Genomic DNA, 13,886 nt, shown 5'->3' on the forward strand with positions numbered 1-13,886 from the left:
GACTAGACCTATTCAGAGGTGATCACATGCTGCATCCTTATGTTGTTCAAACCGGCGATACGCTGCTGCGGATTGCCCGCAGCTTTAGAATAAATCCCGAAGCGCTGTTAGCTGCCAATCCGCGCATCCTTGCGAGCGAGCGATTGCAGCCCGGGCTGCTGCTTACCGTACCCGCTCTGCCTACGATCACTTATCGGGTAAACGCTGGCGATACGCTGCTGCGTATTGCAGCTCTTTTTGCTGTTTCCACACATGCATTGATAGCGGTGAACAGCCATATTGATCTTACGTTATTACAGCAGGGTCAGCTAATCAGCATTCCGGTTGGAGGCTCCTCGGACCGCATAGTGGATGGAAGCGCTGAGTATGGCGCTAGGGAGCTCATGAAGGACATTGAGCAGCTTCAGAACAGCTATCCATTTCTGCAGTCCAGACGAATTGGGCAAAGCGTCATGGGCAAGCCAATTACGGCGATTCGTCTTGGCGAAGGGCCGGCCAAAGTGCATATCAATGCAGGCATGCATGCAAATGAATGGATTACAACGCCGCTCTTAATGGCATTTGCAGAGGACCTGGCACAGGCAGCAGCTGCCGGGAATCAGATTTGCGGCGCTGATATTAGGTCGTTGCTGCGTCAGGTGACGTTGTGGCTCGTACCGCTCGTAAATCCGGATGGAGCTGAGCTCGTCCAAGAAGGCATGAATGAGGAACATCCGTATTATCATGAGCTGCTGGACTGGAACAAGGGTTCATCTCGATTCTCGAAGTGGAAAGCGAACATTCGCGGCGTAGATCTGAATGATCAATTTCCGGCCTTCTGGGAAGTCGAAGCGGAGCGGCGCGATGCGGCGGGGCCGGGCCCACGGGATTATCCCGGCTCGCAGCCGTTATCAGAGCCGGAGGCACAAGCGCTCGCCGCCTTTACCGAGGAAGAGCAGTTTGACCTCGTCGTTGCGCTGCATACGCAGGGGCAAGAGATCTACTGGAACTACCGCGGCTATGAACCGCCTGCCGCGGAGCTGCTTGCTGCGAGATTAGCCAAAGCAAGCGGGTATAAAGCCGTGAAGCTGATAGGCAGCGATGCCGGATATAAGGATTGGTTTATTCAGGACTATAGGAAGCCGGGTTTTACGGTAGAGGTTGGTTATGGGGTGAATCCGCTGCCGATCTCGTCGTTTCACGATCTGTATGACGAGGTAAGGCCATTGCTCATTACTGCCATGGAGGCGGCCATTCCGGATATGTTATAATAGACGGAAGAAGGAGGCGGTTCCCATGAGGAAGTTGCTTTCGCTCCGCCACTGGCGGACGGTGTTTGTCCGAATCTACCGCTTGCTGACGGCAAGGGAAGTTCGGCTGATGGACAAGCTGCTCTACGTAATTCCTGTGCTGATTTACTGGGTAATGCCTGACGTGCTCCCTTTTCTGCCTATCGACGATATCGCGGTTACGATGATTGCCGCCGAATGGTACACCCGATATATGGAACGCAAATACAGCAATCGATTGAGATAGCGGTTGAACAATGCTCCTTGTTTCTTTACAATAGGGGAGATGAAGGAAAAGAAGGAACGCCGGATTTACGGTAAACGGCTGCATCCATAAATAAGGAGATGAATCGACGATGAATTGCAAAATTACACGCAATGCCGCGAAAGTGCTTCGTGAAGAAGTGGACAAGCCTGAGAACGAAGGTAAGTTTCTGCGTATTTTCATTACGCATTCGCACGGTGATCATGCCCACTATGGCATGAAGATGGACGATGCAACGGACAATGACGAAATCATTGAGACAGATAAAGACATCAAGGTTGTTCTGGAGAAAGGTGTTGAACTCCTGGACGGTGTCAGAATCGACTATTTCTACGTGCCTCAGGAAGGCTTCATGATTTCCAACCCGACTAAAGGCAACCACGGCGACCATTAATTCGTAAACGGTTAGGGAGAGAAACATGGCAAACGATATTATCATTTGCGATAAATGCAAACATACGCGTACCAAGACCATGCTATCGAAGCTTGAGCAGATTGCACCTGGTACGGAAATCAAAGTTGCATGCAAATCGTACTGCGGTCCATGCTCGAGGTTTGCGTTCATTTTCATTAACGGCCGCTATATTACGGCTCCGACTGAGGATGAATGTATCGAGAAGGCACGCAAATATGTGAAGAAATAAGAAGAAGAACCCCCGGCAGGCTTCATCAAGTGAAGCTTGCCGGGGGTTCTTTGTATACATGCAGGTTATCGATTCAGCATCGACTTGACTAGGTCATGCTCGATCACGAGGTCTGACGCTTCAAGCTCAAGCCTAGCAGCCGCTGCCCCTGCAGTGCAGACACTAGGATCCGTGAGCGCCTCACCGGTAGTGAAGGCGTAACACTTACTGTGCTGAGTTAATCCATCCTCAGCCGGCAGGTAGAGGACGGCTCCGTCCGTGAATGCGCCGTTTCGGAAAACGATCCTTTTCTGATATTGCTGCATATCCTTCTGCGCAATAATGAGCGGTGTTCCGATCATCGCTTTATCGGCGCTGGAGATCCCGAGAAGATGGAGAACTGTCGGTGTAATGTCCAGCTGCCCGCCAACCTGCTCATAAGTACCGGCTCTCTCGTCATGGGGCAAATGCACGACGAACGGTATTCCTTTTAGAATCCGGAATTGTTCGGTTTCGTTTAAAGGATGACCGAGGAACGTTTCGAAAGGCTCCCATTCCCGGATGGAATTATCGTGGTCGCCATAGAACATGAAGATCGATTGATCCCACAAACCGGCTGCTTTCAGCTCATCCACCAGGCTGCCAATTGCAGCGTCGACATAGTGAACAGCCTCCAGGTAGTCGCCGAAGATGGTGTTCTTGAAGGGACCAACATCCAATGTCTGCGCGGATTTCGGCAGCTGGTAGGGATGATGGCTGGAGAGCGAAATGAGGAACGAGTAGAAAGGCTGCTTCTCGTTTTTCATCCGATCCACGGACTGTTTAAAGAAGGATTTGTCCCCAAGCGACCAACCGATGGGTTCATCGATCCGATAGGCGTTTTTGCTGAAGAAGGTATCGTATCCTAATCGGTCGTACATCATATTGCGGTTCCAGAAGCCTCCGTCATAGGCGTGAAAGACGTTGGCGGTATATCCGTGGTCTTTCAACGTTTGCGGCATACTATCGTAGTCATGCTGTGCATAACGGATGAAGACAGAGCCGGTAGGCAGCGGTTGAAGGGACACATTGGCTGCTAGGTCGGCATCCGATGTGCGCCCCTGCGCGGTTTGATGATAGAAGTTGCTGAAATAGATGGATGATCCCAGCAGTTTATTGATGTTCGGCGTTACCTCGATGCCATTCAGCCGCCGGTTGATGACGAAGCTCTGAAAAGCCTCCAGCTGAAGCAGGATGACATTCTTGCCTTTGTATTTCCCGAATAAGGCGTCGGATTCGAGTGTTTTGCGCTGGTCTGCGCGGGTTTCGAACCATTGTTTCGCTTCGGCTGTCTGTTCGGCCGTAACGGTGTTGTTTTGGAACCAATGCTCATTCGCATAGCGATACAGATCATAACCATGGAAGCCAAGCACGCCGGTCACATTGTATAGAGATAGATTCCACCAGTTGCCCGTGAAGAGTTCCGCGGCCCATGTCTGCTTCGCTTTATGAACGGGGACGTAGACAAGCATGAACCCGACTATAAACACGAGAAGTCCTGCGGTCAAACGACGAAAGGCGGTTCTGAGCCGATTCGGTTTGATGAAAGACAGCTGCGCGCTGTCGCTTCTGTTTCGAAGCCTCTGCATCCGCATCCGGTAGAAGGTATAGATGGCAAGGGGAAGCAGCAGCAGCCAATCGGCGAAAAACCACAAATCTACGCCTTTGAGCAAAGAATCGATGCTCTCTCCGAGTGCACCGACTTGTCCGGCCTGCATCAATACGGGTATCGAAATTAGATCCTGAAAGTAGCGGAAGTAGATGAGATCAGAGTAGATAATAGCTGTCAGGATAATGTTTAGTGCAATTAGCGCGATCCTTCGGCCCTTTGCCGGTAACCATAAGGACCAGAAGGAAGTAAGCGCCAGTGTTCCGGCCGCAGTCATCAGATCATCGCGGTTCATAGCCATGTTCGGCACATGAACGAGTCGGTCGAACAAGATTAGCTTAAACAGCATGAGTCCGATGAAGAGCAGCGGGTCAAGCGCGATAAGGAGGGGAATAGCATAAAACGACGTCCGTTGCCGGCGCCGTTTTATGCTTCGAGAAGGTATATTCATCGAGTAGTCGTTTCCTTTCACAGCAGCTACGATTTGGCAGGACTGTCCGTTTTGTTGCGTGGAGGGAGCGGTCCGAAATACTGATAATACGTACATTCAATGCGGCCGTTGAATAGCTTGCGCTTCTTATCCGCCTTGCGGCCGATCGTATCCTCGAACGTGCGGGATTGTGTCAAAGCGAACATCGACCATGTCGGGATATAGAGAGAACTGAGGCCAAGCTGCCTGATCGCTTTCTCTGCTTCGTCCTCGTCGCCGAGCCTTGTACCGTAAGGCGGGTTGGTGATGATGCAGCCATAGTCGCCTTCCGGCTTCACGCGGGAAACCGCCATCTGCTGCAGCTTGATCTCCTTCGCGAAGCCGGCTTTCTTCACGGCAGCCTCTGCGATTTCAAGTGCGCGCGGGTCGATATCCGAGCCTGTAATGTGAAGCGGGACGTTGTCCTTCACCGAGTCGAAAGCTTCCTCGCGTGCTTGCTCCCAGAGCTCTTCGGGGATAATGGACCAGCCTTCGCTGTTAAACGTACGACGTAGTCCGGGCGCGATGTTCCAGCCGATCATTGCGGCTTCGATCGGAATCGTGCCGGAACCGCAGAACGGATCATACAGCGGGCGTTCAGGGCGCCATCTGCTGAGCAGCACCATTGCCGCTGCCATTGTTTCTTTGAGCGGTGCTTCGGTAACGAGTTTGCGGTATCCGCGCTTATGCAGGCCGGGGCCGGTAGTGTCCAGAGTCAGCATCGCCATGTCATTCAGCAGCCAGACTTCAATGACGTAGCGCTGTCCGTTGTCCTCGTGGAACCACTCGGTACCGTAGACCGATTTCATTTTCTCGACGATCGCTTTCTTTACGATACTTTGGCAGGCAGGCACGCTGGTCAGCTGCGACTTATGCGAGCGTCCTTCCACCGGAAATTCAGCGTCCTCGGGAATCCAATCCGGCCAATTGACCGCCTTGGTGCCTTCGAACAATTCTTCAAACGTTCTGGCAGGAAATTCCGCCATCTTAATCAATACGCGGTCAGAGGTGCGGAGCCATAGATTGGCGCGGCAAATATCTGCCAGACCACCCGTAAAAATAACGCGTCCGTTCTCCACCTTCTGATCCGTATAGCCAAGATCCATTAATTCGCGTGCGACGACCGCCTCCAGCCCCATAGGAGCTGTTGCAATCAGCTGCAGTTTGTCCATTTGTGTATCACTCCGCCTTCACGACTCCGGTTGTTTCCGGTCCAAGGTGAAACGGCTGTCGTCGTCCATTAGGCGGCGCAGCGCGTTTCATTCCAGAGAAAGATATGCATCGTATAAGGTGAAACTTATACTTTCTTATCTTTCATAAAAATCATACAATCAAGTATAGGTCATCCAAGGGATTAATTACAAACATTACATTCGTTATTATGGAGAGGGGCAGGAATCGATGTCGACGGAACAGTATGTAGAACAGCTGCTTGGGGAAGACGCGGATTTGGCTCGGGTACATCAGACGATCCAACAATTAGGTATGCCGGAGATTTCGATTGCGGCCGGTTATGGTCGTCTGCTTACGATGCTTGTTCGCATGTCCGGTGCGAAAAACGTGCTTGAAATCGGCGCGCTTGGCGGCTATAGCGGGATTTGCCTTGCCAGAGGCTTAACGGACGGCGGGCGTTTGACTTCTCTTGAGCTGCTGCAGAATTATGCGGATGTTGCGCGCGGGAGCTTAGAAGCAGCCGGTCTTGGCGACCGCGTGGAATACCGAGTCGGGGATGCCAAAGAAAGTTTGGCTGTACTCGCAGAAGAAGGCCGCAAGTTTGACTTCTTCTTCATTGACGCGGACAAAGAGAGCTATCCGCTCTACCTGGAGTGGGCGATCAAGCTCGCTAACCCAGGCGCGGTTATTACAGGAGACAACGCGCTGCTGCATGGCAGAACGATCGACCCGGAGAAGAACGGCCCATCCGTTCTCGCTATGCGCGAGTTCAACGCATCGATGGTCGGCGACGAGCGGCTCCTCGGTACGCTGCTGCCGGCTTATGACGGCCTCGCTGTTGCGGTTGTGAAGTAGGAGTGAACAAAGTGGCTGAGCATATATGATGCTCAGCCACTTTGTTTGTTTGATTTGGAAGCGAGGGGGGCTCCGTTATGTGAGGTGCTTCGTTCGGCTAGCGGCTAGTGCACGGGGCAAAGTGAATGCGCTAACGAATCGTACAGGGCTTATTTGTCCATAAAAGGCTCGGATAAAATTCTAACGAATCGTAGCGGTCTTATTTGATGGTATTTGGGGTGTTAGGAGTCAACTAGCACCAAATAAGGCTTTTACGATTCGTTAGAATCTCGAAACTCCGAAATCGCGATGAATAAGGCTTCTACGATTCGTTAGAGTTTCGCGGCTAGTGAGATGACGGTACGAGAGAAACGATTCGTGATTCAGAGTGCGAATAACGGAACATGCGAGATCAGGGATGTGGACGCGGAGCGTGAGAAGTAGGTATGTGGGATGTAAATGTGGACGCGGAGTTGGGAAGTGAGTATGTGTGATGCGAGTGAGATGTGGACGAGGAGTGAGAGATGCGGGAATGCGAGAGCAGGTATGCGAATTGCCGCTTGGCGGAGGGACACCGGGCAGCGGGCGCCTGGCACGCAAGCGTGCGAACGTTCAGCTCCCCGTGAGCAAATCACAACTTTCCCCAACAGCGAAAAGCTGGCACAGGGCTCACTCCCTGTGCCATTCTTTTATTCTCGCTTAGTGCCAGCGGATACTGCTCGCTTCGACACAACAAGCGTCCGCCTAACCCATACGGCATTGATGACAAACAACGCCGATGAGATGAGAAACACGCCGCGTATCCCTGTCCAGCCCGAGATGATGCCGCCGACGATGGGGCCAATCATGTTGCCAAGTGACAGCATGCTGCTGTTAATGCTGAACGCTCGGCTTTCCATCCCGTCCGGCGTGAACCGGCGGACGAGCGAATTGACCGACGGGATGAGACCGCCTAAGAAGCAGCCTTGCAGCAATCGGAAGAGCAGCAGCTGCCATACCGAACCGGCAAATGCCTGCGGGATGAACATCAGCGCCGCCCCAATCAGCGAAATGCCGAGGATGCGTTCTTGGCCAATCCGGTCGCTCAGCCTGCCTAGCAGTGGGGAGGCGACCATGTTGGAGAGACCGGCTGCGGAGCCGACGAATCCGGCCCAGAAGGCCAAATTGACGACTGTGCCGTGCAAATCCTGCACATAGAGCGGCATGAGCGGCATCGGGCCGATGATCGCAAACTGCAGCAGGAAGGTAACCGCGAAGAGGGACATCAGCTGAGGCACACGTGAGAGCTGTCGAAAGCCGGCAATGACCGACATGTTTGGACGAGCCGCAGCCTCCTGCCGATTGAAACTCTCCCGAACGATAAAGTAGGCCAGCAGAGAAGCTAAGAACAGCAAGCTGCCGGTTAAATAGAAAATCGGGCGGTACCCGACGGCATCTGCAAGCAGCCCGCCGATAAACGGCCCCAGAATGCTGCCTGCAATCCCACCGGATTGCAGCGTTCCCATCGCGAAACCCATCCGCTCCTTCGGTGTCGAAACCGAGATGAGCGAGACGGCCGCGGGATTAAAGCCGGAGATCGTGCCATTGACCATCCGCAGCAGCAGCAAATGCCATGGTGATGTGGCGAAGCCCATAAGAATCATAACGATGGCCATGCCGAAGCCGGAGCGAAGCAGCATCATTTTGCGTCCATAGCGGTCCGATAGTTTTCCCCATAAGGGTTGAAAGAGGAATGCCGTCACGAAGTTACCTGCGAAAATCACGCCGGCCCAAGTCGCGATCTCATGTTTATTGGTTAATCCGATGCGTTCCGACTGCAAATAAAGCGACATAAATGGGATAATCATCGTCATTCCGCCCATGACGAGAAACTGACCGATCCAGAGGACGGCCAGATTTTTCTTCCACTGTTCCATTTCGATTCTCCCATCGTAAGACTTCGAATTGTAAGACTGTAAACACCATATCGACAGTATAGCATAGCCGAAACCTAACATTGTCATATGTTTGTCAATGATAGCAGCGGGCGGGCGGTTGTTACACTTGGGCAAAAAGGGCATAATGGAAACGTAGGGAAAACGATAGAAATGGGGAACTTCAATGAGCTACAACGACATTTTCATCCGCGCGTGCCGAGGAGAACAGGTCGATCGCTTACCCGTCTGGTATATGCGACAAGCGGGACGTTACGATCCCGATTACCGTAAAATAAAAGAAAATTACTCGCTGCTGGAAATTTGCAAGAGACCGGAATTGGCCGCTGAGGTAACCCTCATGCCGATTAAGAAGCTCGGTGTGGACGCAGCGATTTTGTATTCCGATATTATGAATCCGGTCGCGTCGATCGGCATTGATTTTGACATTGTGGCTAACGTTGGCCCGGTCATTGCGAATCCAATTCGCTCGGCCGCGGACGTGGATAAGCTGAAGCCGATCGATGTGGAAGGCGACTTGTCTCACGTGCTAGAGACGATTCGTATCTTGGATCGCGAGCTTGATGTGCCGCTTATTACGTTCGCAGGTGCACCGTTTACGATTGCTAGTTACTTGATCGAAGGACGTCCATCGAAGTCGTACATCAGAACGAAGTCGCTTATGTACTCGGAACCCGCAGTTTGGTTTAAGCTGATGGACAAGCTTGGCGACATGGTCATTGCTTATCTTCGTGCCCATATCGGCGCAGGCGGCAAGGCGTTCCAACTGTTCGACAGCTGGGTAGGCGCACTTGCTCCTCATGATTTCAAGACGTTTGTGCTGCCGACGATCGAACGGATTTTCAGCGAGCTGTCGGATCTGCCGCAGCCGAAAATCTACTTCCCGGGCGTAGCATCTGGCGAGCTGCTTCCAACACTGAAGAATGTCAAAGCCGATGTAATCGGTCTTGACTGGCGCGTGCCAATTAATGAAGGTCGCCGCAGACTTGGCGGTTCCTTCGCTGTACAGGGCAATCTTGATCCGTACGTACTTACTGCACCAATGGAAGTCATCAAGGAGCATGCGAAAGCAATCATTGATGAAGGCATTAAGCAGCCGGGCTTCGTGTTCAACCTGGGACATGGCTTGTTCCCGGAAGCGTCGCTCGACAAGCTGCGCGAGCTGACCGAGTTTGTGCATGACTACTCCGCTGAAGCGATTAAAGCGTTGAGCGGCAAGCAGGAGGAGCTTCGCCATGGCTAACGCTACAATCGGCGTACTCGTCATGTCCTACGGAACGCCGGAGAGCATGGACGGGATCGAAGAATATTACACGCATATTCGCAGAGGTCATGCGCCGACGCCGGAACAACTGGCTGAGCTGAGCAGTCGCTACGAAGCGATTGTCGGCGGCGTGTTCCCGCTGCGAGAGAATACAAACCGTCAAGTAGCCGGCCTGCAAGCCGCACTTGACGCTGCAGCACCCGGCCGCTATAGCTGCTATCAAGGTTTGAAGCATGCACGCCCATATATCGAAGATGGCGTTTCCGCTATGGCTGCGGATGGCATTAAGCATGCGGTAAGCATTGTCCTGGCGCCGCATTACTCCACGATGAGCGTCGGCAGTTATATGAAACGTGCGCAAGAGAAAGCGGAAGAGCTGGGCATTCAATTCGCAACGGTAGAAAGCTATCATACGCATCCGAAGCTGATTGAAGCGCTCGTGACTCGGGTCAAAGCCGCACATGAAGCCCTTCAGGATGTACAGCCTGTAAAAGTGCTCTTCAGTGCACACAGCTTGCCTGTCAAAATCCGGGAGATGGATGATCCTTATGAGGAGCAGCTGCTGGTAACGTCCAAGCTTGTAGCGGATGGAGCGGGTGTTACGGATTGGCAGTTCACCTGGCAGAGCGCGGGACGTACCCGAGAGCCGTGGCTTGGCCCGGACATTCTCGAAACGATGAAGGAAACGGCTGCCGCGGGCTACAAAGGCATACTGGCTGCCCCGATTGGATTCGTATCCGAGCACTTGGAAGTGCTCTACGATGTTGATATTGAAGCGCAAGCCGAAGCCCGTAAACTCGGGATTAAGCTGCGGCGTATTGAGATGCTGGGCACAGATCCGCTCTATATGGAAACCTTGGCCGATTCCGTTCAGGACGCGGCAAGAGCGGTTTTCGCTTAGCGGATAGCGTTATTACAGAGGAGATGACTCGCATGCGGGGGAACGGTAAGCTCGATCGCTTCGTCGTTATCGGAGGCGGTATCAGCGGACTCAGCTCCGCTTTTTATTTGCTCAAGGAAGCGAAGCAGCGCGGCCGGGAAGCGGTCATTACGCTCGTGGATCCGTCGGAGAGAATCGGCGGCAAAATCAACACGCTTCGGCGCGACGGCTTCATTATTGAACGCGGTCCGGATTCCTTCCTGGCACGCAAGACGCCGATTATTGATTTGGCCTATGATCTTGGCATCGAGCATGAATTGACCGGCACGAACCCGGCTGCCAAGAAAACGTATATTCTTCATAATGGCAAGCTGCATTCCATGCCTCCGGGTCTCGTGCTTGGCGTACCAACGGAAATTGCACCTTTTGCGAAGACGAGCTTGCTGACATGGAAAGGCAAGCTTCGCGCCTTGATGGATTTCGTACTGCCTGCGAGCAAAGAAACAGGCGACGAATCAATCGGAGACTTTCTGTCCCGCCGATTGGGCAGTGAAGTGATGGAGCGGGTTGCAGAGCCGCTGCTTGCGGGCATTTATGCAGGTGAGCTGCGGAATTTAAGCCTCGCCGCGACATTCCCGCAGTTTCGAGATGCGGAGCGGAAGCATGGCAGCTTGATTCGAGGGATGCGCGCCAATAAGCGGAAGGCGGCATTGGCGCCCCCAAGTGTGAGCAGAGTGCCTGCAGCCGTCAAGAACAGCATGTTCCTGACGTTTAAGGGCGGACTTGCTACGATGCTGGATGCACTGGATTCGGCGCTGTCCACTGTGGAGCGGCGAATGGGACGGAAGGCAGTCGCTTTCCGCCAAAATGATCCCGATGAGCATGGCGAAGATTCTGCGCCGTACGAAGTGCTGCTGAGCGACGGTGAGATTCTGGAGGCAGATGGCATCGTCATTACGGCACCTGCCTTTGATGCCGCAGATTTACTGGAGCCGCATATGAACGTTGATGCGCTTCGTGACATTCGTTACGTATCGGTAGCTAATGTCGTCATGGCCTTCGATAAAGCGTCGCTTGGCATGAATTTCGACGGATCAGGATTTGTTGTACCGCGTTCGGAGGGCACGACCATTACAGCTTGTACATGGACATCGGCCAAATGGCTGCATTCAAGTCCTAGCAATAAAGTGCTGCTGCGCTGTTATGTTGGCCGCGCCGGCGATGAAGCGGTTGTCGATTTGCCGGATGAGGTATTGAAAGAAGCCGTTCGGAGCGATGTTCGCTTGGTGATGGGCATTACAGCCGAGCCGCTGTTTACAGAGATTACTCGTCTGCATCATTCCATGCCGCAATACCCGGTCGGTCATCTTCAGAAGACCGCGCAGCTTCGTACAAAGCTGCGCGCAGAGATGCCCGGAGTATGGTTAACCGGCGCCGCATTCGATGGCGTTGGACTGCCGGATTGCATCCGCCAAGGGAAAGAAGCCGCTTCCGGCGTCTACAAGTCGCTGCTTGGGGAATTTAAATAAGAGAAGGGCCACGGGAAACGTCTGCGACAGACGAACCGCGTGGCCCTTTTTATTTTGCAAATTAATCGATCGGAGGCCCAACTCTCCCTTCACGCTCCGCCTGCTTTCGGTGAGCAACCCGGCTGCTTGCGGCAGCTGCGATCGCTCCGACGATATCATCGAGGAACGTGTGACACTGCGCATCTTCTTTATCGTTCAAGCGCTTTAGAATGCCTGGTTTTAATTTATCGACATAACCGAAGTTCGTGAATCCGATACTGCCGTAAACGTTCACGATGGACAGGGCGAGAATTTCATCGCACCCGTAGAGCCCCTCGTCATTTTCTATCATTTCTTGAAGCGGCGACAGCAGCTTGCCTTCCTCTGCAAGCAGATCCAGCTGAATACCGGTCAAGATGGCGTTCTGCACCTCGCGCTTGGTCAGCACGGCTTCCACATACATTTCACATTCCTGCATCGTGAGCTCCGGATAATAATCCTTCTGCAGAAATAGAACCAGCTCTGCGATTTGCGGGATCTCGACACCGCGTTTGGTGAGCCATTCGCGCGTCGCTTCTGCGATTTTCGTACTGTTTAGGCGGTAATCACTGGACTTCGTCATCGCTACACCCCTTGTCTCAAAATGGTGGACAAAACTGGTCTAATTGATTTGGAGGGCTCGTATATATAGTACTACAAAAGCAGAACTTGTACCAAAGCAATCGAACTATTCAAATGGGGAGGAAAATGAACAATGACTTACAATCGACTGTTTCGCCGGGCTGCGCTCGCCGGAGTGCTTGCTTTGCCCATTTTGACGACCGGCTGCGGATTATTCTCACAGCCCGCCAGTGAATCGATCGATCCACCGCAAAACAGCACTCAAAACGTCGACGCCGACATTAATCCCGGACAAACGGTAACCGAGGGCGATCAATCGCAAATGACGCTGTACCTGAAGGACCGCAATGGCCTGCTGGCACCTGTCACGGTTATGGCAACGCTCGGACCGGATGAGAAGCTGGGGCAGAAGGCGCTTGAGATGATGGTGGAAGGCGGCGCTTACGAAAGTGAAATCCCGGATGGCTTCCAAGCGGTGCTGCCGAAAGGGACAACTGTGAAGGGGCTCAATATCGTTCCGGATCAGAAGCTGGCCGTTGTTGACTTCACGAAATCGTTTGTCGACTACAATGTATCGGACGAGCGTAAAATCGTTGAAGCCATAACATGGACGCTGACAAGCCTTGAAGGTGTGCAGAACGTCGAGATCGATCTTGAAGGGCAGAAGCTGAGCGAAATGCCGCAGGATGGATTGCCAATCGACGATCAACTGACTCGCGCTGTCGGCATTAACCTTGAAGCTGCCGATAACGTCGACTACAGCCAATCGACACCGGTTACGATCTACTTCTCCGCAGTTACGCCTGACAACGAACAGTACTATGTACCGGTGACAAGACTCGTGACGCGCTCGAACAACAAAGCCAAAACAGCGATCGAGCAGCTAATTAGCGGACCGCTCAATGATCTGCCGCTCAAAGCCGTTATGACGCCGGATGTGCTGGTCAAGAATGTCACGAAGAAGAATGATATCGTGACCGTCGAGCTCCAGGATGACAGCTACCAGCAAGGTCAGCAGGAGCCGGCTGAAATGTTGGAGGCAGTCGTGCTTGCTCTGACCGAGAACACAGGGCTAAGCAAGGTTCAAATCAAGCTCAATGGTAAAACGGACTTCGTCGATACGAAGAACCAGTCCTACAGCGCGCCGGTCAGCCGACCTGAACATGTGAACGCATTTAAATCGTAATGAAGCTTCGCAAATAGAAGACCTGCCGTGATGCGCCAATGGCGTGCGCGGCAGGTCTTTGGTTTTGGTGCGAGAGTACGGCAGAGGGCTTCGTGCATGCGATGTAGGTGGACAGCGTCGCATGAAGCGCAACAGGAGGTCTATATTAGAGCGAAGTTGGTGGACAGCGGCACATGAAGGGCAAGAGTCACACATGCACATCAATCGCCAAAT

13 protein-coding genes are annotated in these 13,886 nt (G+C 53.0%); 9 read left to right on the forward strand and 4 right to left on the reverse strand.

The features are described from left to right. Window positions 1–26 precede the first annotated feature (26 nt). The 4 genes from AC50Y3_RS00915 to AC50Y3_RS00930 all read left to right on the forward strand — a co-directional run bounded on the left by AC50Y3_RS00915 (window position 27) and on the right by AC50Y3_RS00930 (window position 2,177). Entirely contained in the window at window positions 27–1,250 is a 1,224-nt protein-coding gene (locus tag AC50Y3_RS00915) for a M14 family zinc carboxypeptidase (protein ID WP_494816905.1), read from the forward strand. Between the two features lie 25 nt (window positions 1,251–1,275). Then, window positions 1,276–1,515, forward strand: a complete 240-nt coding sequence (locus tag AC50Y3_RS00920) for a hypothetical protein (RefSeq protein ID WP_494816906.1) — start codon at window positions 1,276–1,278, stop codon at window positions 1,513–1,515. Window positions 1,516–1,624: 109 nt separating this feature from the next. Further along, the gene (locus AC50Y3_RS00925) at window positions 1,625–1,927 is read left to right on the forward strand and encodes an iron-sulfur cluster assembly accessory protein (RefSeq protein ID WP_494816907.1); all 303 of its coding nucleotides are present in this window, start codon (window positions 1,625–1,627) and stop codon (window positions 1,925–1,927) included. A gap of 25 nt (window positions 1,928–1,952) precedes the next feature. After that, window positions 1,953–2,177: a YuzB family protein gene (locus AC50Y3_RS00930; protein ID WP_494816908.1), complete on the forward strand. Its 225-nt coding sequence runs from the start codon at window positions 1,953–1,955 to the stop codon at window positions 2,175–2,177. A 65-nt stretch (window positions 2,178–2,242) separates the two neighbouring features. Here AC50Y3_RS00930 and AC50Y3_RS00935 read toward each other — a convergent pair whose 3' ends face one another. Together AC50Y3_RS00935 and AC50Y3_RS00940 are read right to left on the reverse strand one after the other, a co-directional pair. Then, a complete protein-coding gene (locus AC50Y3_RS00935) occupies window positions 2,243–4,255 on the reverse strand; it encodes an LTA synthase family protein (protein ID WP_494816909.1) in 2,013 nt (670 codons plus the stop codon). 26 nt (window positions 4,256–4,281) lie between these two features. Beyond that, the gene (locus tag AC50Y3_RS00940; protein ID WP_494816910.1) at window positions 4,282–5,445 is read right to left on the reverse strand and encodes a THUMP domain-containing class I SAM-dependent RNA methyltransferase; all 1,164 of its coding nucleotides are present in this window, start codon (window positions 5,443–5,445) and stop codon (window positions 4,282–4,284) included. Window positions 5,446–5,674: 229 nt separating this feature from the next. On the opposite strand from AC50Y3_RS00940, the gene AC50Y3_RS00945 reads away from it, so the two are divergent. Next, window positions 5,675–6,301: an O-methyltransferase gene (locus AC50Y3_RS00945; RefSeq protein WP_494816911.1), complete on the forward strand. Its 627-nt coding sequence runs from the start codon at window positions 5,675–5,677 to the stop codon at window positions 6,299–6,301. Window positions 6,302–6,969: 668 nt separating this feature from the next. Here the strand turns inward: AC50Y3_RS00945 and AC50Y3_RS00950 are convergent. Next, the gene (locus AC50Y3_RS00950; protein WP_494816912.1) at window positions 6,970–8,196 is read right to left on the reverse strand and encodes an MFS transporter; all 1,227 of its coding nucleotides are present in this window, start codon (window positions 8,194–8,196) and stop codon (window positions 6,970–6,972) included. Window positions 8,197–8,380: 184 nt separating this feature from the next. Here AC50Y3_RS00950 and hemE point away from each other — a divergent pair, with 184 nt between their 5' ends. From hemE to hemG, 3 genes are read left to right on the forward strand one after another with little or no spacing between them, the layout of a single operon-like run. Further along, a complete protein-coding gene (hemE, locus tag AC50Y3_RS00955) occupies window positions 8,381–9,457 on the forward strand; it encodes a uroporphyrinogen decarboxylase (RefSeq protein WP_494816913.1) in 1,077 nt (358 codons plus the stop codon). Next, window positions 9,450–10,379, forward strand: a complete 930-nt coding sequence (hemH, locus tag AC50Y3_RS00960) for a ferrochelatase (RefSeq protein WP_494816914.1) — start codon at window positions 9,450–9,452, stop codon at window positions 10,377–10,379. The genes hemE and hemH overlap by 8 nt, the downstream gene beginning before the upstream one ends. Window positions 10,380–10,411: 32 nt before the next feature. Beyond that, window positions 10,412–11,887 carry a protoporphyrinogen oxidase gene (gene hemG, locus AC50Y3_RS00965; RefSeq protein WP_494816915.1) on the forward strand — a complete coding sequence of 492 codons (1,476 nt, stop codon included), beginning with the start codon at window positions 10,412–10,414 and terminating at the stop codon, window positions 11,885–11,887. A gap of 61 nt (window positions 11,888–11,948) precedes the next feature. Here the strand turns inward: hemG and AC50Y3_RS00970 are convergent, their stop codons facing one another. After that, window positions 11,949–12,488 carry a phosphatidylglycerophosphatase A family protein gene (locus AC50Y3_RS00970; RefSeq protein WP_494816916.1) on the reverse strand — a complete coding sequence of 180 codons (540 nt, stop codon included), beginning with the start codon at window positions 12,486–12,488 and terminating at the stop codon, window positions 11,949–11,951. Window positions 12,489–12,620: 132 nt separating this feature from the next. On the opposite strand from AC50Y3_RS00970, the gene AC50Y3_RS00975 reads away from it, so the two are divergent. Continuing rightward, window positions 12,621–13,673 (forward strand): GerMN domain-containing protein, encoded by a 1,053-nt coding sequence (locus AC50Y3_RS00975; RefSeq protein ID WP_494816917.1) that lies wholly within the window; start codon window positions 12,621–12,623, stop codon window positions 13,671–13,673. The last annotated feature ends 213 nt before the right edge of the window (window positions 13,674–13,886 follow it).

The organism is Paenibacillus sp. J22R98, assembly GCF_059383835.1.